This is a genomic window from Pontibacter sp. 13R65, from assembly GCF_047525655.1.
Taxonomy (GTDB): Bacteria; Bacteroidota; Bacteroidia; order Cytophagales; family Hymenobacteraceae; genus Pontibacter.
Map to the genome: position 1 here is coordinate 284,376 of NZ_JBLIQL010000005.1, position 25,987 is coordinate 310,362.

Sequence of the window (25,987 nt, forward strand, 5' to 3'; positions counted from 1 at the left end):
ACTTAGCCCTAAGATTATCTGCTTTTCTGCTGATACAACTCCTGTTTGATGCCAGATTTTTTCCAGATACAGGACTTCGGGTAAGAAAGAGTGATGGAGTTATCCTTATTGAAGCCACACTACTAGTTTATTTACCAAGCTTCTAATCAAGCATCAATCTGCTAATTCTAGCACATCAATACATTAAGCAATAGCACATCAAATTAATAGGCTTTTTTGTCTTCGAGTTGCTGCCATGCCTCAAATCCAGCCAATGCTTCCTCTCGCAGGAGTTGCTCCATGGGTATTTGCCGTTCAGGGAGCGGTTTATCAAGCTCATCATAAATAAACTGGTCGTCGAACCCGATTTGGGCGGCATCTGCCTTGGTGTTGCCATAATATACCTTGCTGGGGCGGGCCCAATAAATGGCTCCCATACACATAGGGCAAGGCTCACAACTGGTATATAATTCACAGTCGGTCAGCTGAAAAGTGCCTAACACCTGGCAGGCCTTTCGGATGGCGTCAACTTCTGCATGGGCAGTGGGATCGTTAGAGGCCAACACATTATTAAACCCACGCGCTATTATCTCTCCGTTTCGCACCACCACGGCACCAAACGGGCCACCAAAACCCGCTTTCATTTTTTCTATGGAAAGGCGAATTGCTTCGCGCATAAACTCTTTTTGGTCCTTCATTTGTTGTAGTGTTATATAGGTTAAAAAGCTCAGCACTCTTTTTCATACATTACAGGTACGGCAAATGCTGATTTTGATAGCGATCGTACAACCGGCAGCTGCTGTAGCTGAAACTATAGTTACCTGCTGTATCACTTAAGGAGGTTTGAGCGTTATAAATGGAAACTAACCTGAATTTAGCTTAATTTTTAACTTTACAGAAGCAAAAATAAAAAGCTATGACACCCATATTGTTGCTTTTGCTGTGGCTTTTTGCCAGCCCCTTAACGGTAGGCAGCGCCTTACCGTTGCATGAACCAAAAACACATGCCAGCCACGACTCTGTGGCAGAGCTGTCGAAAATCTGGATACTTCGGGAACGTTTTGTACAAGACGAGGAAGAGCTTGTATCCGTGCGGCCAGTGCCGAAATTTGTTCTCACTTTTCATCCGGACAAGACATACCGCCTGATACAGGAAAATGATATACCAAACGCTGTAAATGGCCCGGAGGTTGTAGAGGAAGGCGTGTGGGAACTCGACGAAAACAAAGGATACATTGGTGTACAGGTAACCCAGGTAGATGGCCGCGCCATTCGGAGTGCGCTTGCCTACCGTTGGCAGATTGCACGCATTTTGCCGAGCCAGTTGGTTTTGTCTACCATCACGGCCGGAGCAGAAGTTCTTGTTTTTGAGGAAAGAAGAGATACCAATAAGCGAAAACTGTAAAGCGGCAGCTAGGGCAGTAGAGGAGTTGGTTATTTATAGTGCTTTAAGGTCATAAAAGAAAAAGGCAGCATAGGTTAAAACCTGTGCTGCCTTTTTCTTTCCTCGCTTTTTTCTTGCAATGCCTTTAACATTAGTGGGCATAGCTTTTAAGCTTTGAAGAAGCTTTCATCCTGCTTATATCTCTATAAGCATCATTGGGGATAAAACTTTTTAGATACTTTATTTTACGAGTTATATAAAAAGATGTTTAATTCTGATAGTGCTTTTAATATATCATTCTAAAAAAATCAGTAAAGCTAATTAGCTAATGTTTCTACTTCCAAAGAATCATCTTCTGTAAACGCGCCTCCCGGTGCAGGTTAACAGAATGATCGGGAAAATAAATAAGCTTTGACTGAAGGATTTGCAGCAAAAAATCAAAAACTGGTTCTGCTCGTAATAAGGTAGATAAAAGTCTTGCTTATATTTGACTTATGAAACAAGCCAGTATTCTTTTAGTACCTGTTCTGCTTTGCCTATTAGTGCTAAGCGGTTGTGCCCTAACCAAAGAGCAGCAACTGAAAAGAGATTACCAGGACTTTAAGGCATGGATAGCCAACCAGGAAGAGCAGCCTGAGATCCAGACAAATGAAAGCTGGCAGATAAACAACGCTGCTTACAAAGCCAAAACAGCTCATCTTGACCAGCAGCTGCATAAGTTACCAGTAGAACAACAACAGGAATATAAGCAGCTAAAGCAGCAATATGAGGAGGTGCACGAAGCGCAGGCCAGAATTCGTTTGAAAGACAAATGGAGAAACGACCTTTTAGAAGATGCTGCCGATACCTCAAATATTACATCAGAAAGCCTTTGGCAGGCGTATGCCACCTTTATGAGCAATGTGCGGCTTCGCTGCAAAAAATGGGAAGAGCAGGATTGGAAAATGGCCAACGAAGTTTATCAGGAGCTCACAAAGCGGCAGGAAGAGGTATATGCTGGCGTAACCACTGAAGACCAGGTTCGGATAAAAGCGCTACAGATGGAATATTATGCCCTTAGAACGAGTGCTGAAGAAGAGGAAGAAGCACCGGAAACAAAAGAATCCTAAAATCTGACAGCAGCACCTGTTTCCTCTTCACATATAATGAAATTTGAGTGGTAACTGGTAACCTGAGATCTATCCAAAAATTAGTTTAGCGCCTCCCAAGAAAATAAAAATCCAGATCAGACCTTTAATAAAGAAGAATAGGAATCCGGCGATGCCAAGTTTTTTAAGGCTACTTTTTAGTTTAGACATAAGCTGTAGTCAGTTATTTTGTATCCGTTTCAGAACGCACAAATATACAAAATAGTCCCTTCCCAGCTCAAAAATAATCTGAATGCTTACCCTATATTGTATCAACCCTAATGCCTAAAATTGTTTAAAAACCTCCGGAAGGCTATTTTCATTAGAATAATTTGTGCGATTTAAGAAGCATATAGTTGGCTTAAAGGCAGACATTTGCAACAAGGCTTTTAATCACGGCAAGAGCCCTGCACTTAGGAAACGGAGTGAGTAACAAAAGGAACAGCCATGGCTGCAGGCAAAGCATAAACCGGAGCTAGTTTAGCTAGCGATCTAACTTTTCTGAACCTGAAAAAGGTCAAAAACCAGCTGAGGATAGTTGAAAAGGTAAGTAACTACTCCTGATGAAGGGCTTGCTTTAGGTGCTTTATTTGGGCAGCGTGGTGGTCGAAATGATCTTGCAAAAAGCTGAGGCATTGGGACGCAGTAAGAGGCCCTACGTAAGGGTGCTTAAAAAGGCATTTCTCAAGGAGCTCGGGGGTAAGGTCGGTCAGCAGGTCTTCTAATTTGAACCGGATGGTATCCCACTTACTCCGGATAGTTTGGAGACATACCTGTTCCGGAACTTCTGCTACTCTGGGAGGAGCTTTAAATTTAAGGTTGGTTTTAAGAGCAACTTTAAGAAGAAGGGACTTGAGCGAATGCGAAAGTGAGGCATTTTCCAGTTGATCAGGTTCCTGTAACTTTCGGTGCATGTAACTAAGTGTAAATTCCTCCACCAGCACCAGGTGCGCCACAATCTGCGCCATAGACCACTTTTCTTCCACGCAGGGAGTGTTCAGAATAACTGGTTCAATGTGCTCAAGTTCGTCCAAGAGCTTATTCCGGGATTTTTCGAGCTGCAAATACTTAGCTTCTAGGATTAGGTTCATCAGCGAATAGGAGTATGGGTAAATGTCATCATTAAAGTCAGTTCACTGAATATATATAAATTAAGATATATTTAATGTAAAATGCAAATCTGAAATGGCGGCAGGCATAGATTTAACATTGTGGTTTTAATGCATGTTAGGATCATTTGCCTCTACTGCTAATACGTTTTAAGAAGCGTTTCGGATTAGAGCAAGAATGCGGTAGATTTGTACTTTAATTTACTTATGGAAGATAAACAAGATCCTATTGGAGCTGCTCTCCTGGATAAAATGCGTGGGATAACTGGCGCCGAAATAATAGTAGAAAGCAACCTTACCGAAGACGACATCATGCCGGTAGATTACCTGTTCCGGAACCATGGCGAGATGCCAGAGTTGGAACAACTGGCGCTGGCGGCCTGCCACGGCGCTGTGCTGGATATTGGAGCCGGAGCCGGTAGCCACAGCCTGGCGCTGCAGGAAAAAGGCCTGCCTGTTACTGCCCTCGACATTTCGGAGGGTGCCGTAGAGGTAATGAGGAGGAGAGGAGTACAGCAGGTCCTGCATCAGGATGTCTGGCAGCTGCAGGAGCAAAAATTTGATACGCTGCTGTTGCTTATGAACGGCATTGGCATTGCTGGCGACCTGCTGGGCCTATCTCGGTTTTTGAAGCACGCCCGCACGCTGCTACGCCCCGGAGGGCAGGTGCTCCTAGAGTCGTCTGATATTCTTTATATGTTTGAGGAAGAAGATGGAAGTGTGTTGCTGGACCTGAACGCAGGCTACTATGGGGAGGTAATGTACAACATGCACTATCAAGGGCACCACACTGGTTGGTTCAAATGGCTCTTTGTAGATGCTGCCATCCTACAAGATTATGCTCAAGAACAAGGTTTTTCCCTCGAATTGCTTTATGAAGGAGAGGAAGGCAACTACCTGGCGAAGCTTACCTTTGAAAATTAACTAAAACACAGGTGTCCTTATTAAACCTTCATAATATGTTTTGTGGCAGCAGACGAAAATTCCACACTGAATTATTCTAATGAAAATGCCCTTCCGGAGGCATTTTGGGCTCAGATAAGGAAAGGGTTTACGAAAAGCTTCACGAGTTGCTCCACTGGTATGACACCATCCTGAATATAAAAGTATCGTATGCATAAGCGGAGCTTCCTTTGCCTCAAAGGGCTTGGCAACAAGCGTTTTGCTCTGAGCTAACTTGGCACATCTCTGCGAATGAACGAGAAAGTAAAATACACCTGGAATATCACGAAGCAAACATTCAAGGACTTTGCTGAGGATAGACCCTTGGATTATGCTGCGATCATCGGTTTTTACACCATATTCTCGCTGCCTGCAGTTCTCATCATCACGATTCGAATTGCTGGTGCGGTGTTTGGGCAGGAGGCGGTGCGGGGAGAGGTTGTAAAGCAGATCAGTGGCATAGTGGGGCACCAGGGCGCGGAGCAAATTCAAAATATCATACAAAATGCCAGCCAGTCGGAGTCGAGCACTATCGGCACTATTATCGGTGTCGCCACCATGATCTTTTCTGCCACCACTGTGTTTGTGGCTTTGCAGGATTCCCTCAACGCCATGTGGAAGGTGAAGGCGAAGCCAGAGAAAGGCTGGTTAAAACTGATTATCGACCGGGTGGTATCGCTGGCAATGGTGGTGAGCCTGGGTTTCCTGCTGCTTGTCTCTCTTTCCTTAGATGTGGTGCTGGGCATCATAAATGATTACCTGCGGCAGGAGCTATCTGGCATAGCCATCTATTTTATGACGGCAGCCAACATCGCTGTTTCCATTCTTATTGCCGTCCTTATTTTTGCTGTTATTTTCAAGGTCTTGCCCGATGCTAAAATAAAATGGATGAATGTGTGGGTCGGAGCCACTGTTACAGCTTTGCTTTTTGTTATAGGCAAGTTCGTGCTTAATATTTACTTCCGGCACGATCCGCTGGCCGATACTTATGGGGCGGCCGGCTCGCTGGTGCTGATACTGGTATGGGTGTATTATACCTCCATCATTTTTTTGCTGGGGGCCGAGTTTACACAAGTCTACTCCAGAATCCACGACCGCAGGATAGAGCCGCAGGATAACGCGGTGAGGGTTCGTATAGAAGAAATCGAATCGGATGAGACAGGGGAGGCAAGGCACGAAAAAAAAGGGGGAACTCTTTAATTAGAGATCCCCCTTTTCTGCTTATGTAAAGTCTTAAGCTTTTTTATACATTACTTGCTTTACAGCTTCGATAGTACGTTCTACGTTTGGCAAAGAAGCTTCGATAAGCGTAGGTGCATACGGAAGCGGCACATCGCGGCAAGTAACGCGTTTTACAGGAGCGTCCATGTAATCGAAAGCGTTGCTTTGAATGTGGTAGGCGATTTCAGAAGAAATAGAGGCCAGAGGCCAGGCTTCTTCTACTACTACCATGCGGTTGGTTTTCTTTACAGACTCAACTAGTGTTTTATAGTCAATTGGTCTAACAGAGCGCAAGTCAATTACTTCTGCGTTTACACCGTCTTTGGCAAGTTCTTCAGCAGCAGCCAGGGCTACTTTCATCATTTTACCGAAAGATACAATGGTTACGTCAGAACCTTCGCGCTTCACGTCGGCTACTCCAATCGGAATCAGGTATTCTTCTTCAGGCACTTCGCCTTTGTCGCCGTACATCTGCTCCGACTCCATAAAAATAACAGGGTCGTTATCGCGGATGGCGGTTTTTAGGAGACCTTTTGCATCGTAAGGATTAGATGGTACTACTACTTTAAGACCGGCTGTGTTCGCAAACCAGTTCTCAAAGTTCTGAGAGTGCTGCGAAGACAGCATACCGGCACTACCTGTAGGACCACGGAAAACCATAGGGGCACTGTACTGACCACCAGACATGGACATTACCTTGGCAGCCGAGTTAATTACCTGGTCGATAGCCACCAACGAGAAGTTGAAGGTCATAAATTCAATAATGGGGCGCAAGCCGTTCATGGCTGATCCAACGCCGATACCTGCAAAACCAAGTTCTGCGATGGGAGTGTCGATAACACGCTCCGGACCGAATTCGTCAAGCATTCCCTGGCTAACTTTGTAGGCGCCATTGTACTCGGCCACTTCTTCACCCATCAGATAAACGCTCTTGTCACGGCGCATTTCTTCGCTCATGGCTTCGCGCAGGGCTTCTCTAAACTGTATACTTCGCATATATGATGTTTATTTCTCTTTCTGCTGGTAAAATTAAGAGAAGTCAGTCAATTTACAATGCCTTCTTTATATTTCTGCAACTGACCTAGCGCAGAAGGGCGTCCTGAAATAGCCTGGTGCCATGGTATTCCCTGAATTCCAGGTCCTCTACCGCCTCTTTTATAAGGGATTGTTTGCTTCGTACGGCCTGGCGGAGATTTGTAGTTAACATCTGTTCGTTCTTGCTCCTGGCTCCCACTACTGCTAAAAAATAATGTGCCAGGGCATCGTAGGGCTTATGTTCTAAAGCTTGTTTGTAATAACCTTCTGCCCCTTCGTAGTTATCTTTTAATAGATAACTGAGGCCCATGTTCATTTGTGTTTGGTAGCTGTCGCCGGCGTAGCGCAGGCTGGCTATTGCCTCATCATATAGCCCCATCTCTATTTCCAGCGCTGCCTTGTCTGCGAAAATCCGTGTTAATAAGGTGTCTGGCCCTCCCATCCGAATGGCATAATTGTACGCTTCGAGGGCTTTAGGCTTGTTGCCACGTACATGGCAGGCGCTGGCCAGGCTGTAATGCACGGAGGCCGTAGGGTTTCGGTAACCTGCATAGGAGAGGTGCTGAATAGCCTGGTCGAGGAGCTTATGCTTTACACTTACCCGATATTCTTTTAAAGCCATTTGCAGGTATACTACCCCCAGGTTAAAGTAGGCTGGCCATTTATCAGTTAGTTTAACAGAAGCTTCATACAGTTTTCTTTTCTCTTTTAGCAACGGGGTTAAGGTGGCGGCGTAGAGTAATTCATCGGCTGACAGTTGGGTTGGGTCTACTGTTCCATCAGCTATTTTTTTGGCGAGCAGGTAAAGTTGGTAATCAGGCTTCCGACTGCGCTTATAATTTATTTCTACCCGGGCTGACCGCAATGAAGGATAAATGTACTTTTGAAGGTAACTGTATGCCTCTGTTTGTTTAAGGGCCTCAGTCTGGGCAGCCATTGTTCCTCCTTTTTGTAATATGGCCAGCACTTCAGCCACCTGCTTTTTAGGCAGCGCTGACTGCTTTACTTTATCGGCAAGCTGTTCAGCATAATCCTCTTCATGTTGTATTGTGAGGCTGACTTCTTTCCCCACATAATCCAGCATTTCTACCTTGCCCAGGTAATAGGCTTGCAATTCTGCTGCTCTTCTGGCGGCCAGGTCTGCGTCTGCTTCCTCAGGCGATTGGCTTCCAAAGACTTTTAATTGCTGCTCCTCCACGTTATCTAAAACATACTGGTCGAGTATTCTCAGGTTTGAGCCTATATAGTCGCGCAGCCTGTACTGGTTTTCTTCAAAAAAGAATTCAAGCACCTCAGCCGTATCTTTATCCGGGTGGTAAGCATTCGGGATGTATAGCACCTGATTATTTTTTACGACCGATAAAGGAGTGGTCGAGATACCAGACGCGATCTGTGTGGTTTTGCCAAACTGCGCCTCATTTGTTTTCGCATTCAGCACACGCCCCTGCACCATTAATCTACCTTCTTTTTTGGCGGGGTCATATGGGAAAGCCAGCGTTTTGCTGATAGTTGGTTTTTTGTTTTCGTACAGAAACTCACCAAACTGAAAATTGAGGGTGCCTATATTTTCACGCTTATTCTCGCCGTACTCAAAGTAAACATCGAGTTTATACGGATAATTTTTGTTCACGAGGCGTTGTGGCACACTTACCGCTATTTCAAAGGTAACTTCATCCCCGGATGCTGCCAGAGGCATCGGCTGTACCCGTACTTCCTGCTTCTTTTCGGCATACTTTATAAGGTAGGGTAGGGAGCAGGACGAAAGTAAGAAGCTGATAATGAGTACATAAAGGGTACTCTGTTTAATGGAATCATAATAAAAGGGCATATCCTGTTTCTAAATTAACCGTAAAATACATCAAAATTCCGCTTTTGCCGTTATTAGCCAATAAGGTTTTAAAGCTTTTATGTTGTATCTGCCTGGTTCTTAAACTTTTTAAGCTTCAGTATGTTAGTGCAATGCGGTTCTTTCGAAAAAAAAATAGCGCTCTTTTACTTGTTAAAAATGACACTACAGGTGCAGCAGATAGCGAAGGGGCTGGCAGTAGGCGAAGCTTACAAAATTTTATTTTGACGGAAGAATTTTATATTCTATTTTTAAAATTAAATTAATTCAGATTTATGAGACGGCTCCAGTACTTTATCGAATCTCAGGCATTTGGTGTATGCACCATGTTGGGAGAGAAGCTTGGAATCGCTTCCAGCAGCATACGATTCTCTTTTATTTACCTTTCTTTTCTAACTTTCGGCTCTCCGGTACTGCTGTACCTGATGCTTGCTTTCTGGATGAATGTAAGCAAACATTTGCGCCGGGAGCGTAGCACGATCTGGGATCTATAAGTCCTGTACCGTTCTTTTTTGCCGGATAAAGTATTGCCAAACAATGCTGCCTTTGTAAACTCCGTTTAAGGTGCCCAGTTTGCGTTTGTTTTGTTGCAGTTTACGGCGGGCGTGCCAATACCCTGCATTCCGTAGAATAGCAGCATGAGCGTCCAGCACAGCTTTTGCATCTGCTACCTGCCCAGCCACCAGCATGCGAGCCGCCGCTAACCAGTCTAATATAATTCGGAAAACCATAACCGGCAGCAGTTGTGAAAGCGGCATGTTCTTGTATAACATGGCCAAACCATTCCGGAAGTTCAGGTATGTTTTGTGCGGGTTCGATTTGTGCAAGGTTCCTCCGCCCACATGCAATACCCGGCTTGAGCCTTGGTACATTATTTTATACCCGGCATTCCTGATGCGCCAACATAAGTCTATTTCCTCCATGTGCGCAAAGAAAGCAGGTTCTAAACCGCCCAAGCCATGGAACACAGATGCCCGGACAAACATGCAGGCGCCGGTAGCCCAAAACACTTCTTGCACATCGTTATATTGCCCATTGTCTTCTTCCAAATGCTCGAACAGGCGGCCCCTGCAAAAAGGGTATCCTAACATATCGAGCATACCTCCGGCTGCGCCTGCGTACTCAAACAGGTGCGGGTGGTGGTAGGCATTGATTTTAGGCTGACATACAGCTACTTTTTCATCTGCCTCCATTAACGATATAACAGGGGAGACCCAATTAGGAGTTACCTCCACATCAGAGTTTAGAAGCACATAGTATGAGGCCTCCACCTGTTTAAGCGCCAGGTTATAGCCTTCGCAAAAGCCAAGGTTTGTGGAGTGCCGGATCAGGCGCACCTGCGGGTATTGCGCCTGCAGGTACGCCACCGACTCATCGGTAGAGGCATTGTCGGCTACTATAATTTCGCAACCGGTACTATATTTTATAACAGATGGCAGAAACTGCTTCAGGTGATGCAGTCCGTTCCAGTTTAGAATAACAATGGCCGTGTGGCCAGGTTTACATGCCAAAGTTACCTAAGTCTAATCCGGGAATGTTAGGGAGCAGGCCTTCAGTGTTTTTCTTTAGCTCTTCCTGTGCCTTTTCATTAGCCGATTCCATGGCGCTGTTCACTGCGGCTACTACCAGGTCATTTACCATGTCGCGGTCGTTGGTGTTTAGAATGGATTCATCGATCTCTATTTTTAGGAGTTTTCGCTGACCATTTACAGTGGCCTTAACCAGCCCTGCGCCAGACTCTGAGGTAACGGTAATGTGCTGCAGTTTATCCTGAGCTTCTTTAATTTTCGCCTGGACTTCTTTTACCTTTCCAAGCATTCCGAACATATCAAACATGGTCCTATATTAGTTTATGGTGAGTTGCCAGATGTTTTTTGTCCGGCAATTTGTAATGGCAAATATACGAATAAGCGGCTATTGCATCATCTAATCAGGGTCACTGTTCCTTTGCGATCCTTCTTTTCTCCGTCAAGTGTAGTCAGTTGTATTTCGTAAACATAGGCTCCGGCCGGTTGTGACTGACCCTGGTAAGTGCCGTCCCACCCTTCGGTAGGCTCAATAGACTGGTAAACCACCTGCCCTGACCTGTTGTAGATTTTAATGCTGTAGTTCTCATAGAATTTCCCCTTTACGGTGAAAACATCGTTTAGGCCATCGTTGTTTGGACTAAAAGCACTCGGCACAAACAATTTTAAAGGTTGCACTACCTCCAGGTAATTAGAGTAGGAGAATTGGTTGCCAGTGCGGGAGGTGGCCTTGATCCTGTACCGGAGCCGGGGTGAATCGTACGCGTTGTTGTCGGTGTAGCTGGTGCCGGAAACAGGATAACTGGCTAAAACCTGAAAATCTGAGTCGAGCACTTCTACTTCGTACCTGCCAACACCTCCCCGGAATTCTGAGTAGGCCGACCAACGCAGCGTAGTTACTGCCTCGCCTTGCTCCCGAACCGTGAGCAGCATAGGGCAGGTTGTGTTGCTGAGGCTGGAAACTGCTTTGCAGTCGTTAGTGTAGGTGGCTTGGTAGCAGTATGCTGCCGGTGCACTTAGCTCATCGAGGTAACTGGTTGTACCAGAAGTACCACTTGCCTGCGCATTGCCGCCTGCACTGCGCTGCACGTTTATCTGTCTTACTTCCTGCCCCTCTGGTGCCTGCAGCAAAAGTTCTACCTGGTTTTGTTGGTTGTATGTCGAAAGTAGTAATCCTGCAGGAAGCGTTTGATCAGAGGAGATCTCTATGCATTGTTCTTGCGCAATTCCTACTCCGTCAGCGCCACTAACATAGGCCGAATAACAGTATTGACCACACGCTAAGTTAGCGACTGTATAGCTGTCTAGCTGGTTAGAGGATGTATGGATGGTCGTATTTGTTCCCGTCCTGATTTCAACTTTCTGATTTGGGAACAGATGCGTTTTCCAGGAGAGTTGGGCCTCTCCCTCCACTGCAGCTGCATTAAATACTATAGAACAAATAGAATTGGAAACACGGCTGTTTCCGCAGGGATCTATTACCCGGACCCGGTAACACCTTGGTTCAGCTGTGTTAATATTTTCAAGTGTTTTCACTACTAAGGAAGATCCACTACCAAGATTCGGCAATGAGTCTACTGCTATTACAGCATTGTCTGCAGGATTAATATGCTCCAGGAGGTAGGTGTACCTGGATTCTACCAGATATACAATATCTATAATGCCGTTTACCTGAGCTTGCTCCCTGATGTTCACCTGGGCAAGAACGGGAACAGGAAGTGGCTGGAGGCTCGCCTGCTGTACAGTAGTACTTTTTGAGCAGGTTCCGCCTTGGTAGGAGCCGGTTAAGGTAAGTTCATATGGTCCTTCAGCCGGGTAGGTATAAGTTGCTGTTTCTCCTGACTTTACACTTCGCGTTTGCCCATTACCAAAATCCAGTTCATAGGTATCGTAGGCTTTGTCAGTAATAGCAACCTGCACGGTTTGCTTGTCGCAGCTGTTAACCGTGAAAGTTGGATCTGGGGCTTCTTTTACTTCAAAGGTTTGGGTAAAGAGGGAGGTGCCCTGGTTGTTGAAATTAGCCAGCTGCCGGATTGTTACTGTGCCAGCTTTGGTAAAGGTGAGGGTCTTAACAGTATCCTTGTTTGGGTTGTTCAGGTTCTCATCCGGGTGGTAATAATACTCCTGTTCCGGGCTCACCCGACCACTGCAGTCTTTAAATCGGATCGTCTGTCCTACACAAAAAACGGTAACTTCTTTGCCTTCATGGTAGGCTTTAAAGCACCTGCTCTGTGCCAGCACCACCAGGTTCGAAAACAGAAAAAAAATGAACAGCAGGTACTTCAATGGGAATGGTTATTTATTTTCTTCAAATCAACTAAAAATAAAGCAGCCATGCATGTTTATGTTACTGTTTTAGTTGTGCCTACTAAATTAACTTAAACCAGCCTCTTTTAGTATTGCCTCTGCATATATGTTCCTGCTGCGCCTTTACCCCAAAGGTTTAAGCAAGGCCGCTATTAATCTAATGATGAAGAGGTAAAGCTAATTATTCTAATGAAAACGGCCTTCTGGTGCCTATTTGATTAGCCTGGAACCAAGGGTTTGTAAAAAACTGCTGCTACTCTGTATCTCCTGCAGTTCCTGCCTCTAAAAGATCTTCTACCTTAAAAGTTCTGAGAAAGGAGATGCTGCGCTGGAGGTGGGGGTGCAGGAGGGTATCTGTGGCCATAAACGGCACCTGCTCTCGGAATGCGGCTACTACCTTTTCCAGTGTGGCGGAGGTTCGAAGAGGTCTCCTGAACTCAAGCGCCTGTGCCGCATTGAGCAGCTCGATGGCCAATACGGCTTCAACGTTCTGCACCACCTGATACAGCTTAGTGGCTGCGTTGGCTCCCATACTCACATGGTCCTCTTGTCCGTTGGAGGAGGGAATGGTGTCAATAGAGGCGGGGGTGCAGAGCTGCTTGTTTTGACTAACGAGACTTGCAGCAGTATACTGGCTGATCATTAAACCGGAGTTCAGGCCAGACTCCACAACCAGGAACTCCGGCAGGTGGTTGTTGCCTGTGAGCAGCTGAAAGGTTCTGCGTTCCGAAACGCTAGCCAGTTCTGCCAGTGCAATGGCTGTAAAATCCAGCGCCAGCGCCAGCGGTTGCCCATGAAAATTACCTCCTGAAATAATCTGGTCTTCCTCCGGAAAGATACTTGGGTTGTCGGTTACGGCATTAATCTCTGTGTTAATCACTGAAGTAGCATATCCTATAGCTTCTTTACTGGCGCCGTGCACCTGCGGAATACATCGGAAGGAATACGGGTCCTGCACATGCTCTTTAGGTTGACCAATCAGTTCGGAACCCTGCAAAAGTTGCCTTACCAGCCTTGCCGACTCCACCTGTCCCTGGTGGGGCCTGATCTGGTGGAGAATTGCCTGAAACGGCTCGATGCGACCATTATAAGCATCTAAAGAAAGCGCCCCTATAACATCGGCCCAAGCTGACAGGCGCTCTGCCTGCAGAAGGCAATAAGTAGCATAGGCGCTCATAAATTGGGTGCCATTGAGCAAAGCAAGACCTTCTTTGGCCTTAAGCTGAATAGGGTCCCAGCTAAACATCTCCAGTATATGCTTACTATCCAGCTTGTACCCCTGAAAGTTGGCCTCGCCCAAGCCCAGGAGTGGGAGGCAGAGGTGTGCCAAGGGAGCCAAGTCGCCACTAGCCCCCAGAGATCCTTGCTGGTATACCACCGGGTACACCTCCCGGTTAAAGAAGTCAATGAGCCGCTTTACTGTAGGTAGCTGCACGCCGCTGTGCCCGTAAGCCAGCATCTGTACCTTTAGCAGCAGCATAATTTTAACTATTTCTGCGGGCACCTCAGCACCAGTGCCACAGGCATGCGACATCATGAGGTTACGCTGCAACTGCTCCAGGTCTTTGGCAGACACTCTTTTATCGGCTAGAGCACCAAACCCAGTGTTGATGCCATAAATGCTTTCGGAGGTACTTTTAATCTTTTGCTGCAGGTAATTAAAGCAGTTGGTTATGCGCTCCTCAGCTTCGGGAGCAAGCGCCAGTGTATAGTTGCCATACAAGATCTTCCCGATCTGCTGAATGGTAAGTATACTGCTGGAGATGGTGTGTACTCTGCTCATTTTGCAAAAAGTATATGATTCTATAGATATTGCCATGTGCACCACCACAAAATCAGTAGGTTATAACCTTTATTTAAATTTATAATAGAGGCTGATATCGTGCAACAACCTGTGAGAAGGTGCGGATTATCTGCTCCTTTAGCTCTTCCTTTGGTTCATCCTGAAGCTTGATTCCTTATGCTTGCCAAGAAGAGGCAGGAACCTATATCAGCCTTAATCTGATTTTAAAGAAACTAGCTCCGGAAGGTCATTTTCATTAGCAGAATTTGCCCTTTACGGAACTTCAGACTTACCTTAGTTGGCTAAAAACTGCACCAGTTCGCTTGCCGTCAGGTCCTGCTGCTCCCCTGAAAGCATGTTGCGGAGCTTTAATTTTCCGGTGGCAATTTCCTCAGAACCAATTAGTATAACATACGGAATACGCTTTTGGTCGGCGTAGCTCATCTGCTTTTTAAGTTTGGCTGCCTCGGGATACAGTTCTGCGGCAACACCTGCATCGCGTAGCTGCTGCAGAAGCGGCAGGGCATGCTCCTCCGACTCTTTATCGAACTGCACCAGCAGCACTTTGGTGCCGATCTGGCTGCTGTCAGGGAAGAGTTGTAGCTCCTCCAGCACATCGTACACCCGGTCTACGCCAAAAGAGAATCCAACTCCAGAAACGCCGGAAAGGCCAAACATGCCGGTCAGGTTATCGTAGCGGCCACCGCCACTAATGCTGCCCATGTTCGCGTTATTAACTTTTACTTCGAAAATACAGCCGGTGTAGTAAGAGAGACCCCTTGCCAGCGTTACATCGAGCTGCAGGCGAGGTTGTCCTGATGGATTTTCGCTCGCCAACGCCTTGCTTTGCAGCAGCTCTAAGTATTTCCATACTTCCCGTAAATCGGCGAGGCCTCGCGTGCCTTCTGTCGTTTGGCTGAGCAATTGGGTCAGTTGTTCCAGCTTTTCTAGGTTAGAGCCTGCCAGCTCATAAAGTGGCTCCAGCTTCTCTATGGCTTCTGTGGTGATACCCCGCTCCAGCAGTTCTTTACGCACGCCTTCTTTCCCTATTTTGTCGAGCTTATCTATGGCTACACAAATCTCGCTTTCACGGCCTTTTTCGCCTATGGCTTCTGCTATGCCTGCCAATACGCCACGGTGGTTAATTTTTATGGTGAAGTCGGTGAGGCCGAGGGTGGTGAGCACCTCATTGATCATCTGCACAATTTCTGCCTCGCAGAGCAGTGAGTTGGTACCCACTACATCGGCATCGCACTGGTAAAATTCGCGGTAACGACCTCTTTGAGGTCTGTCTGCCCGCCATACGGGCTGAATCTGGTAGCGCTTAAACGGAAAAGAAATTTCGTTGCGGTTCATCACTACGAAACGGGCAAAAGGCACTGTGAGGTCGTATCGAAGTGCTTTTTCGGAAATTTTACGGATAACATGCTTGGAACCCTGCGCCAGGTCGGCTGGTGTAGTTTTACCCAAAAAATCGCCTGAGTTGAGGATCTTAAAAATCAGCTGGTCTCCTTCGTCGCCGTATTTACCTGTCAGTACCGAGAGCTGCTCCATGGCAGGCGTTTCGAGTGGCAGGTAGCCATAGGTTTCGAATGTGCGCTTGATAACGCCAAAAATATAGTTTCGTTTGACTACCACAGCGGGGCCAAAATCACGTGTTCCTTTTGGGATGGATGGTTTCTCTTTGCTCATGCCTTCTGAGTTTGCTCCGCGAAGTTACTAAATAGCTTGCGAATAGAGGGTGGTGAGTTTTGGAAAATTGCTGAACATACCGTTTACTGAGGTTTATCACCACTTGAGACGGTAAACAAATCGCAAAGTAGAGTAGGATCGGAGGCAACCTCGCTAGCTGTTGAGGCAGGCAGCACAGCCATTGATAAAATCAAACAGGCAAACCGTAAAAACAATAAACTGAACTCAAAGTTACTTCCGATAACCGTTGATTAAATGAAATTCTTCTAATGAAAATGCCCTTCCAAAGCCAATGAGAAGCTAATATATGTCAGGCATTATTGCAATGGTCTTTTGTTTGGGAAGATTGATGCCGGAAAGATATTTAGAAGGCGTTTTTGTCGCCGCGAAACATATTGTAGATAGTGTAAAAAATTATTTTGATGTCGAGCATAAAAGTCCAGTTCTCCAGGTAAAAAATATCGAGTTTTACACGTGCACGCATTTGGTGTACTTCCTTCGTTTCTCCACGGTAGCCACGAACCTGAGACAGGCCTGTTATACCAGGTTTGATAAAATGGCGTACCATAAACTTATCTACTATAAGCGCATACTCCTCCGTGTGTTTCAGCATGTGCGGCCTTGGACCCACCACCGACATATTCCCAATGAGCACGTTAAAGAACTGCGGAAGTTCATCTATACTTGTCCGCCTGATAAAGGCTCCGATCTTTGTTATGCGTTCATCATCTCTTCTTGCTTGCACAATGTCCGAATCGCTGTTTACGTACATAGAGCGCAGTTTCCAGCAGTTAAATATTCGGTTGTCAATGCCTGATCGTTCCTGCTTAAAAAATACTGGACCTTTGGAGTCGAGTTTTATTAGCAAGGCTACCACCGGTATAACCCACGATAATATAAATACGATCACGAACAAAGAAAACACAATGTCGAAGGAGCGCTTCAGTAATTTGTTGATGATATCATCCAGCGGTATGGACCGGAGGATGAGCACTGGCAGCATATCATAAAAGTCGATTTTAAGACGCTTGTATTGAAAATCGCCAGGCTCAGGCATAATTTTCATACGCACCAAGTTGTTATCCACAAAATCGAGAAGGCGTACTACCTGTTCCTTGGTTAGCTCATGTGGGGTACAGTATATTTCATCAACACCATTTTCGAGTACAAATCTTTCTACATCGCTTATTTTTCCTAGAACATACGGCTCCTGGGTAGCCTTATCGTCGAAAAAACCAACAAAGCGGTAGCCATGTTCCGGGTGCTGATTAAAGAAGCGCCGAAGTTCCTGACCAGTGCTGCCGTAGCCTACAATAATTACTTTCCTAAAGTTATAGCCTTTCCGTCGGAGAAACTTAAGCAAATAGACTACAAAAAGCCGCCAGAAGAGCACTGTGCCAGCCAATAGGAGGTAGTGGAAGAGCAGAAAATCTCGAGAGAAGGTATCTATGTCGAAGGCATTAAGCGAGGCCTCAACTAACAGGACATAAAGAAAAATTACCTTTAACGCATTTACCAGTACCCGAATGGTTCGTGCCACTCTAAAATAGCGGTAAATGCCTAACAGAGAGGCGCAGCTGAACCAGCCAATCAAAGAGTAGAAGGTAAAAGCATCGAACTGATTCGTGAAAAAACCGCTCAGGCTGCCGGTAGCCAAAGCAGATGCTGCAACTACAGAGGCAGTAACAGCAATTAAATCTCCAAGAGCATGTACAAGTTTAATGTATTTAGAATATAGTCCGGGCATTTTAAAGTTTGGGTATTCAGAAAGGTTTGTTCACGATTCTAACGCAATATTCTCAAAAATTAAGAAGAATAATATTTTTATTTATGGCGTTTAATGAATCTGGCCCTATGATATGGACCAAATATTTTCATGAGCTACTTTAGCATGTTCAATCTCTGCAATCCAAAATGTTTTTATCAGGATATACTCTATATTATGAAAAGCAGAGCCAGTTATAAGTTAAGTGGCAGAAAAAACACTAATACAGCTACCTTGGCCATTAAATTTATTGGAGTAAGTTTATGTTAGCTCTTTGGCTATAAATGTATCAAATAAGGCCACTGACTTGCTATTTTACTTCAATGCATATTTTTTGAAAATTAAAATCTTTGTTACAATACTTTTTTTGATCCATTATAATCAACAAAACGAAATGGTAACTGGATCTAGTTTCCGTGCTATATAATAATTTTAACGAACCTCATCTGTTGCTGAGGTTCGTTAATACTTTAACTTCTTCAATCTAGGTTTTTATAACTGAGTAAAACAATTTAGTGCAAAAGATGAACGATAGATTTAGCTTTCATCAATAATGCTTGTGCATTCGCCCTTAACGTCATATTATCGTCCCCCACTGATTATCTTGAGCCTTACAAACTTCCTAGTAAGGAGATATAGCAGGAAAGTTACTACCAGAGATGCTGATATTTGTAGTAAAACCTTTATATTATCGTTCTCTACTGTTGAAGTTAGAACTGGTAATATAATTATGATTATAGGGGCGTGATACAGATGAAGAAGATATGTGTAGCCGCCTACATCAAAAAACCTCACCGGAAGATCTATCAAAAGCAGGAACAGCAGTAATGATATAAAGTATTTTGTGAACCCGGAGCTGAAGCAGAATGATAAAGCAGTAATTAATAAAAGGCAAATTAATATTTTTCTTTTATTAATTATTTTCTCAAAGTAAGCATATGATGCACCAATAGAAAATAACAGGAGGATTTCATAACGTAACATTAATTTCCCAAAAACTAATAGAGGAATTAGGAGGATTAACATCTTGTAATTTTTTCTTACTATCAATTCAATAATAGCAAAGACTACAAAAAGATCTCTGATAAAATAGGTTGGAGGATTAATTGGAGCAACATTTAATGAGAATACCCCCTCTTGTATCAGCCTATAGTCATAAGGTATTCTATTTAATATATTATATCCGAATGAATGAAGAAGGAGTACAGGAATCAAAACTAAAGTATTAGCTATGAGAAAAGGATAAAGGAGGCTTTGTACTTTTCTTTGAAAAAAATCTTCTTTATGGAGTGAATGTTTACAAAAAAGATAGCCTGAAACAACTGAAAGGATTAGCGTCCCATAGGTTGGGAGTACTTCCAAAATATAGTAGGCTGGACCTTCTGAAAAATTATGCCTTGTATGGGTAAAAGTAATCAAGACTACAGCAATGAAGCGAATTAGTTCCAGGCTATAATTCATTAATTAAGTAAATGCTTGTGTGTGAGTCTAGTTTTTAACCTGCAGATAGATCTGGCTAGCATTGTCTGAGTATAAAACCTCTCTATTGAATAGATATTACCATTGAGTGAAGGTAGCAAAATAATTATGCAATATAAAAACCAAGTCGTACTGCAGGGGAAACCAATAGGTGACTATACCTCTACCTTTTTAGATACTCTTGTCATACCCAGTATGAAGCATACAATACATAGAAAATATAAGATGCTTTAAAGCATCTATGTTCCAATAATAAAAAGTGTATTGGAATAATGTTAGTGTGATCAATAATGATTAAAGCAGGTATAGAATAGGTAAAGGAATTTGCTTTTTAGGAAGGCTGACGCAACAGCTCACTATTAATACGCTTGCGTTCTTGGTCTTTAAACCAACCCCATTTAGTAAAATATTTTATCATAGAGGATAAGTGAATTATAAATAAATAACCCTGTTTAGCTGATGCTCTTTGGTAAAGGTGGTTTATATTTACTTCTGGAAAGTATAAGGTCTTGTACTTTTTATTTATTCTCCGGCAAAGATCTAAATCTTCCATATATAAGAAGAAACGTTCGTCAAATCCTCCAACTTCTTTTAACACATTAGTCCTAATCATCATAAAACATCCTAGTAAAAACGGAACATTTAATGTCGTATCATAAGAAGTATGTAAAAACTGGTGAAATTTATGTCGCTTAGGAAAAAAATGCCGGAGAAACGGAATTCTCCGGATGGCAATGTCGAAAGGTGTGGGTAGAGATCTGCATGATAGCTGCAGTTTACCGTTGGGATATAATATTCTAGGAGCCACTAATCCTATTTCACTGTCTGAATCAAAAAGCTCAACCATCTTTTTAATGATTGCACCATCAAAATAGACGTCAGGATTAAGCACGATATAATATTTACATTGATGAAGTGCCTTTTTTATACAAATATTATGAGCTCTGCCAAATCCAATATTTTCGTTATTGAATAAATAAGTAATGCGATTGTCTTCTGTTATTTCATTACGTAATTTATCAGTAGGCGAATTATCAAAAATAAATAATCGGATTACATACTCGGATTTGAGTAAGCTTGCAATGGTTTGGTTAATAATACATGCTTTAGTTTTAAATACTACTATGGAGGCTATTATTTCTACCATTTATTTAACGACGATCACAAGCTTTAATAAAAACAACTTTACTATTATCATTGTTGTATGGCTGTTTTAGCTGCAAAAGTAAATAATTTGTTTATGAATTTAATGTTTTTTCCAGGGTTTCAGTAGAGTTGCCCTTCATCTGCATAATAACATATTGATACTATTATCAAATTAATATTGCATTACTGCTTTATATTTTAACCTTCCTCTTATAATTTTATAAGCAATATATCATCAATATATGTTTTCTCCATACAGTAAAAAATCAAGAGCATAGAGTAAGTTCTACTATTGTGTAGGTGGGAAGACATTAGTTCAACTTACTGCTTCTAACCAAACCCATTACTGACCTCACAGACTTGTAGATTTGCTAATTTTGCCAAAACTTATAATTCTCGTTACTTTCTGGCTTAATTCATCGTGTTAGGATTTTTGAATAAAGTACTCAGCTGCTAAATGCTAACTTGCGTCTGCGTTTAGTGGTAGAGTAGAAAACCTTTAAAGATTGGTCATGTGATTAACAGGATTTTAGCAATCATAAAGTCAAAGTTTTCCAAGAGCCTTAATAAAAAGGATATATTACAAAATATTGGCTGGCTATTTTTTGATAAAATATTTAGAGTAGGGTTAGGTTTTGTCTTAACAGCTTGGACTGCCCGGCATTTAGGAACAGAACTATTTGGTGTATGGAATTATGCTATTGCTTTTGTAGCTCTTTTTAGTGTTTTGTCCACTCTTGGCTTAGAAAGTATTGTGGTTAAGGAACTCGTGAAAAGCGAAGTTGACAAACAAGAAATATTGGGAGGCGCTTTTTTTCTACGCCTGGTAGGAGGAGTTGCAGGAATAATCCTTTCGGTTGTAATACTTTACTTTATCCATTCAGGTGAACGCTTCCAGATTTTGATAGCTGGACTAATAGCAGCCGGGTTTATTTTCCAGTCGTTTGATGTTATAGATTACTTCTTCCAGTCTAAACTAAAATCTAAGCATGCTGTACTTGCTCGTAATATAAGCTTTACGCTAAGTGCATTCTTGAAAATTACACTTTTGCTTGGGAAATTTTCTCTTCTATACTTTGTAGTTGCAAATTTGATTGAATTAGCCATTACTTCTTTTTGCCTCATTTACATGTATAACCGGCAGGGGAGGAGCATTTTGTTTTGGAAACTGAGTAGGAAAGCAGTAACAAAGCTTCTAAAAGAAAGCTGGCCTTTATCTTTAGCCAGTATGGTAATTCTTATTTACATGCGCAGTGATCAAATAATGCTTGGCAACATGATTAGCAACCGCGAAGTAGGTGTTTTTTCTGCCGCTGTTAGACTATCAGAGGCGTGGTGGTTTATACCAATGATTGTTACGAACTCTATATTGCCATCTATACTTGCTTCTAAAGCTGAAAACCAAAAAAGCTATATCCATAAAATTCAGATGTCATTTGACCTTATGGCTGTTCTTGGTGTAATTATTGCAATTGGAGTAACTTTTTTTGCTACCGAAATAATTCAGTTTATTTATCAATCTGATTATTATGCTGCTGCCCCAATTCTAGCAATTCATACCTGGACCAGTGTTTTTGTCTTTATGGGCTTTGCATCTAGCAATTGGTTTGTAACAGAAAACCTACAGAAATACGTGTTTTACCGTACGCTTGCAGGTGCGTTTCTAAACCTTATTCTGAACTGGGTTCTTATTCCTCCTTACCAAGGCGTAGGGGCCGCTTATGCTACTTTATTTTCCCAATTTGTAGCTTCTTATTTTTTTAATGCCTTCAGCGTCCGCACTAGAATTATTTTCAAAATGCAGACGCTGGCACTTTTAAAGGTTACAGGAATCTATTACTTCTATTTTTTATATATGAGTAAATTCAAATAACAGTAACTAACTCTCATCAAATGGTTGCCTGATATTTTCCTTCATACTTTTTAAAGTAAATATTTAAAAATTTAAGAGCCTCCTCTGGCTCCATTTCAAGCATAACATCCACATCTTTATTATAAGGAAATTTTTTCTTTCTGTCTGACTTATTTACATAGCCATTCAGGTAAGCTTCTTCAGGATTAAGTTTAGTCAACGATAAATTCTTTTCCTTTGGAACCAGGAAAACATTATTATAGTAAAGCTCAACCAAATCGTAATCATATTTCTCACATAGGGTATAAAGTTGCCCAATGGATTGACCAAAGAAGTGGTTCACCTCCCACATGTAATTCCTGTCATACCTAACGGTGAATTTAATTGGATAAGGTATTTTTTCATTAATCTCAGCACAGATAAGAGTAGGGCGATATTTTTTTAGTAATTCATTTAAAACAAAATAATCGTAGCCATCAATATCGAAACTTAAAAATCCAAAATCATAAGGGATTTCATTTCCTTCTAATAATTTAATTACATTATCAGGATAAACTAAGGTTTTACTCAAAGAGACTCTTCCAAACTTTTTATAGGAGCTTGCCAATGATGAAAATTTTACATCGTCGCACTCCACAGCGAGCCCGCTGTATCCTGCCTTGTAAAGCTTATAAGTATTAGACATGAAAACTCCATCATGTGCGGCAATGTCAACAGCAATTTTTTTATGGTCAAGGTGTTCTAGAAAGTAGTTAATTCTTTCTTCTTCACCAAAATTTGAATAATCTTTAATCAATCCTAATTTGTTGAGAATCTTCTTTACAAGCATCTGCTATGACTTATGATTATGCCTAATTTATGTATAAAATAAAAAATCAAATTAATAGAGTTTATGCTCGCCAGGAGAAGTATTCATAATTTATCTTTAAGCTTTTTACCGAAGCTAATGTAGTAAAATTTAAGAAGCTTTTTCGGCGGTTTTGGCAATAAAGGTTCGACTGGGTTCTTAGGGGGCTGTATAAAGTAGTCATTTAAGTGATTGTCGCCCTATATAATTGCCTAACTTCTTCTAATTCCTGAATATTATTTATGCCTCCATCAAAGTTTTTCAGCTTGGTTTATGTATTCCAGCCGAAATTAAATTTAAACTTAAGATTATAGTGTATATTACTAGATTAATTTCTAGACTCAGATTTGAGTCTAGTACAGAGTATAGAACTCTGAAAGGAGAAAAAGCTTACTTTATAAAAACAGGAAACTTAGGTTTGAAAAGTGAGGCCTTTTAATAAAATTTGCAATACTTCAGACTAAATTTTTGTAGCAAAACATAAGTGTTGCTGGTATCGAAAAATTTAATTCTATATAGTCTAAATTGACTGAGTATATAATGCAAAAAAAAATCGTAAATAATAAAGGAGTACAAAGCTCGAGAGAACTATATTGTTATGGCACTTAAAGTTGTGCTCTTGTCCAAAGCTATGTTGGTAAATAGTACTCATAGTAAAGCCGAGCTATTAGGAAAAGCAGTAGATTTAACACTTATAACTCCTGTTTCATGGCCTTATTATGTGGAAGAGAAAGAGTCTTACTCAAAAAATTATAGTCATATTAAAATAAAGACTTGTTTTGAAGGTAAAAATCATTTCCACTTTTACAGGGGGTTATCACATTATCTTCGAGAGCTAAGGCCGGATATTATTCATATTGATGAGGAGCCTTATAGTATAGTTACTGCTCAAGTACTTCGAATAGCGAAAAAATACGGTGCCAAAACAATCTGTTTTACCTGGCAAAATATTTACAAAAAATACCCTTTCCCTTTTAAACAACTGGAGCATTATGTGTACAATAACATTGATGCCATAATAGCTGGTAATAGAGAGGCAATTACAGTTCTGCGGCAGAAAGGTTATTCTAAAATGATAGAGGTTATTCCTCAGTTTGGCGTGGACATGTCTACTTTTTATCCAAGGGAGGAGAACAGGCGACAACAATCTGGCAAGTTTAAATTATACTTAGGATATGTGGGCCGTATTGTAGAGGAAAAAGGATTAATCATTGTTTTAGAGGCTTTAAGAAAATTACCTAAAGTGCATTTTACAATTGTAGGAACAGGACCGTTAGAGAGTAAACTAAAGAATAAGGTAATGAATTGGGGGCTCAGTGCCCAGATTTCTTTTGCAGGTGGTGTTTCTTCATTAGAAGTAGCAGATGTGATTTCTTCATTTGATGCATTGATATTACCTTCTGTTACCCAAGCTAATTGGAAAGAACAGTTTGGAAGGGTATTACCAGAGGCAATGGCTTGCAAGGTCGCAGTGATTGGCTCTAATTCAGGAGAAATACCCCATGTTATTGGAGATGCCGGGTTAGTTTTTAAGGAGCGAAATGTAGCTGAATGTAAAGCATGCATAGAGAAGCTATTAGATAAATCTACGTTAGAAGCGTATCAAGACGCAGGAAGAAGTAGAGCTTTAGCATTTTTTACCCAAGAGTCCATAGTTAGTCAAACCCTTAACGTTTACAATAAAATTGGTTAACTCTGCTTCTGTCAACTACATTGTTTTTTTCTTGTTAACACTAGTGTATTTATCTGGGGCGCTAATTCTAAACAATTTGGGGTTTGTGATAGTGGGCAGTGTTATGATAGCTTGGGCTTTAATCGCTTCTTTATATACTTATTATACTAATAAACTAGTTAATACACCCGCTCAATTTTCATTCTTTATATTTTACACCCTCTATCTGCTTTTAGCTTTTAGCTTCTGGGAAGGTGATTATGATCCAAAGGACATTATTGCCACCTATCTCTTCTTCGTGTTTATCCCTATTTTAGTTGTAAATCTTCATAGCAGGCACTCCACTTTTGAGTTAGCTATTAATCATGCATTACGAGCATTCTTTTTACTTTTTTCCCTGGCAATCTTTTATCATGCGTTCCGATACGGAATTGATTGGACCAGACCAACTTTTTTTAACTTAGATTTCTTTCATAAGAATGGTGTTTCAGCTATCTACGAGATAGTTTATATTTATATTCTCTTTAAAAATAAGAAGAGCTCGAAAAAAGTTATTTCTCTAATTATTTTTATTGGGATGAGTTGTATAGTCATTATAGGCAGTAAGACAACATTTGGTCTGGCCACTTTATTCACTATCGGTTTTTTTTCAAGGTCTCTTTTTGTTGTGCTGAGCCTAATTACTTTAGGTGTGCTGGTATATCTTGTGTTTTTCTTCGAAGACTATAGCAAGTCTCCGTTTAGAACAGCCAGCTACCGTGGGTTGCTTTGGCGGCAGGCTTGGAAAGAAATTGTCGCTTCTAAAACTACCTTTTTCTTAGGAAATGGGCCTGGAAGCTTTGTCTCTACTGTTAAGGAATATGATTTATTTGGAATGGAAGGCACCCATAATTATATACTTCAAATTATGCATAATTATGGGCTTTCTGGTTTGCTTGTCTTTGGAGTCTTTTTCAGGAACTTGTGGAAAAGGTTTGGGCTTTTTGCCAGCCCAGCGGCAGTAGCATTTTGGATGTTTAATCTCCATGCTCTTTTTGATGTTGGCTGGATAAAAGGTACAGGCTTTTTTGCTAGTTTGTTTCTTGGAATAGCAATTGTCATTGCCATTGTTCAGAAAAATGACAAGAAAGAGCCTCTGATACTATAAGTTTTCTGCATCTTATTCTCACACTTGCTACACCGCTCACTAAAATGCTGATAAAAAAAAAGATTTATATAAACGGAAGGTTTCTAACTCAAAAGATTACAGGTGTACAGAGAGTCGCTTGGGAGATA

General features: G+C 42.1%; 21 protein-coding genes. 8 read left to right on the plus strand and 13 right to left on the minus strand.

Features of this window, described 5'->3' with window-relative positions; genetic code table 11:
- Nucleotides 1-203 precede the first annotated feature (203 nt).
- Nucleotides 204-677 (minus strand): nucleoside deaminase, encoded by a 474-nt coding sequence (locus tag ACMA1I_RS08950; protein WP_337067968.1) that lies wholly within the window; start codon nucleotides 675-677, stop codon nucleotides 204-206.
- Between the two features lie 218 nt (nucleotides 678-895).
- Here ACMA1I_RS08950 and ACMA1I_RS08955 point away from each other — a divergent pair, with 218 nt between their 5' ends.
- Together ACMA1I_RS08955 and ACMA1I_RS08960 are read left to right on the plus strand one after the other, a co-directional pair.
- A complete protein-coding gene (locus tag ACMA1I_RS08955; protein WP_337067969.1) occupies nucleotides 896-1,384 on the plus strand; it encodes a hypothetical protein in 489 nt (162 codons plus the stop codon).
- A 473-nt stretch (nucleotides 1,385-1,857) separates the two neighbouring features.
- Nucleotides 1,858-2,472, plus strand: coding sequence for a hypothetical protein (locus ACMA1I_RS08960; protein WP_337067970.1), 615 nt, complete (start codon nucleotides 1,858-1,860; stop codon nucleotides 2,470-2,472).
- 572 nt (nucleotides 2,473-3,044) lie between these two features.
- On the opposite strand, the gene ACMA1I_RS08965 is transcribed toward ACMA1I_RS08960, so the two are convergent.
- Nucleotides 3,045-3,581: a DinB family protein gene (locus ACMA1I_RS08965; protein ID WP_337067971.1), complete on the minus strand. Its 537-nt coding sequence runs from the start codon at nucleotides 3,579-3,581 to the stop codon at nucleotides 3,045-3,047.
- Nucleotides 3,582-3,806: 225 nt separating this feature from the next.
- On the opposite strand from ACMA1I_RS08965, the gene ACMA1I_RS08970 reads away from it, so the two are divergent.
- Nucleotides 3,807-4,523, plus strand: coding sequence for a class I SAM-dependent methyltransferase (locus ACMA1I_RS08970; protein ID WP_337067972.1), 717 nt, complete (start codon nucleotides 3,807-3,809; stop codon nucleotides 4,521-4,523).
- A 270-nt stretch (nucleotides 4,524-4,793) separates the two neighbouring features.
- Entirely contained in the window at nucleotides 4,794-5,741 is a 948-nt protein-coding gene (locus ACMA1I_RS08975) for a YihY/virulence factor BrkB family protein (protein WP_337067973.1), read from the plus strand.
- A gap of 33 nt (nucleotides 5,742-5,774) precedes the next feature.
- Here ACMA1I_RS08975 and ACMA1I_RS08980 read toward each other — a convergent pair whose 3' ends face one another.
- Both ACMA1I_RS08980 and ACMA1I_RS08985 read right to left on the minus strand, forming a co-directional pair.
- Nucleotides 5,775-6,758, minus strand: coding sequence for a pyruvate dehydrogenase complex E1 component subunit beta (locus tag ACMA1I_RS08980; protein ID WP_337067974.1), 984 nt, complete (start codon nucleotides 6,756-6,758; stop codon nucleotides 5,775-5,777).
- 85 nt (nucleotides 6,759-6,843) lie between these two features.
- A complete protein-coding gene (locus tag ACMA1I_RS08985; protein ID WP_337067975.1) occupies nucleotides 6,844-8,625 on the minus strand; it encodes a hypothetical protein in 1,782 nt (593 codons plus the stop codon).
- 293 nt (nucleotides 8,626-8,918) lie between these two features.
- Between ACMA1I_RS08985 and ACMA1I_RS08990 the strand changes: the two genes are divergently transcribed.
- Complete coding sequence (locus tag ACMA1I_RS08990) at nucleotides 8,919-9,137, plus strand: PspC domain-containing protein (RefSeq protein WP_337067976.1); 219 nt, start codon at nucleotides 8,919-8,921, stop codon at nucleotides 9,135-9,137.
- Here the strand turns inward: ACMA1I_RS08990 and ACMA1I_RS08995 are convergent.
- The 8 genes from ACMA1I_RS08995 to ACMA1I_RS09030 all read right to left on the minus strand — a co-directional run bounded on the left by ACMA1I_RS08995 (nucleotide 9,132) and on the right by ACMA1I_RS09030 (nucleotide 20,342).
- On the minus strand, nucleotides 9,132-10,154 hold the full coding sequence (locus ACMA1I_RS08995; protein ID WP_337067977.1) for a glycosyltransferase family 2 protein: 1,023 nt from the start codon (nucleotides 10,152-10,154) through the stop codon (nucleotides 9,132-9,134). The genes ACMA1I_RS08990 and ACMA1I_RS08995 overlap by 6 nt on opposite strands.
- A complete protein-coding gene (locus tag ACMA1I_RS09000) occupies nucleotides 10,144-10,479 on the minus strand; it encodes a YbaB/EbfC family nucleoid-associated protein (RefSeq protein WP_337067978.1) in 336 nt (111 codons plus the stop codon). Before ACMA1I_RS09000 ends, ACMA1I_RS08995 begins: the two co-directional genes overlap by 11 nt.
- Before the next feature lie 86 nt (nucleotides 10,480-10,565).
- Nucleotides 10,566-12,455 (minus strand): gliding motility-associated C-terminal domain-containing protein, encoded by a 1,890-nt coding sequence (locus tag ACMA1I_RS09005; protein ID WP_337067979.1) that lies wholly within the window; start codon nucleotides 12,453-12,455, stop codon nucleotides 10,566-10,568.
- Nucleotides 12,456-12,729: 274 nt separating this feature from the next.
- Complete coding sequence (hutH, locus tag ACMA1I_RS09010; RefSeq protein ID WP_337067980.1) at nucleotides 12,730-14,259, minus strand: histidine ammonia-lyase; 1,530 nt, start codon at nucleotides 14,257-14,259, stop codon at nucleotides 12,730-12,732.
- A gap of 294 nt (nucleotides 14,260-14,553) precedes the next feature.
- Complete coding sequence (gene hisS / locus ACMA1I_RS09015; RefSeq protein ID WP_337067981.1) at nucleotides 14,554-15,951, minus strand: histidine--tRNA ligase; 1,398 nt, start codon at nucleotides 15,949-15,951, stop codon at nucleotides 14,554-14,556.
- A 364-nt stretch (nucleotides 15,952-16,315) separates the two neighbouring features.
- Entirely contained in the window at nucleotides 16,316-17,698 is a 1,383-nt protein-coding gene (locus ACMA1I_RS09020; RefSeq protein ID WP_337067982.1) for an undecaprenyl-phosphate glucose phosphotransferase, read from the minus strand.
- A gap of 600 nt (nucleotides 17,699-18,298) precedes the next feature.
- Nucleotides 18,299-19,177, minus strand: coding sequence for an acyltransferase family protein (locus ACMA1I_RS09025; protein ID WP_337067983.1), 879 nt, complete (start codon nucleotides 19,175-19,177; stop codon nucleotides 18,299-18,301).
- A 349-nt stretch (nucleotides 19,178-19,526) separates the two neighbouring features.
- Complete coding sequence (locus ACMA1I_RS09030; RefSeq protein WP_337067984.1) at nucleotides 19,527-20,342, minus strand: glycosyltransferase family 2 protein; 816 nt, start codon at nucleotides 20,340-20,342, stop codon at nucleotides 19,527-19,529.
- Between the two features lie 513 nt (nucleotides 20,343-20,855).
- On the opposite strand from ACMA1I_RS09030, the gene ACMA1I_RS09035 reads away from it, so the two are divergent.
- Nucleotides 20,856-22,214: a flippase gene (locus ACMA1I_RS09035; protein WP_337067985.1), complete on the plus strand. Its 1,359-nt coding sequence runs from the start codon at nucleotides 20,856-20,858 to the stop codon at nucleotides 22,212-22,214.
- A 16-nt stretch (nucleotides 22,215-22,230) separates the two neighbouring features.
- Here ACMA1I_RS09035 and ACMA1I_RS09040 read toward each other — a convergent pair whose 3' ends face one another.
- Nucleotides 22,231-23,022 carry a hypothetical protein gene (locus tag ACMA1I_RS09040; protein ID WP_337067986.1) on the minus strand — a complete coding sequence of 264 codons (792 nt, stop codon included), beginning with the start codon at nucleotides 23,020-23,022 and terminating at the stop codon, nucleotides 22,231-22,233.
- A 616-nt stretch (nucleotides 23,023-23,638) separates the two neighbouring features.
- Here ACMA1I_RS09040 and ACMA1I_RS09045 point away from each other — a divergent pair.
- Entirely contained in the window at nucleotides 23,639-24,733 is a 1,095-nt protein-coding gene (locus ACMA1I_RS09045) for a glycosyltransferase (RefSeq protein ID WP_337067987.1), read from the plus strand.
- 103 nt (nucleotides 24,734-24,836) lie between these two features.
- Nucleotides 24,837-25,859, plus strand: a complete 1,023-nt coding sequence (locus ACMA1I_RS09050) for a hypothetical protein (RefSeq protein ID WP_414703886.1) — start codon at nucleotides 24,837-24,839, stop codon at nucleotides 25,857-25,859.
- Nucleotides 25,860-25,987 lie beyond the last annotated feature (128 nt).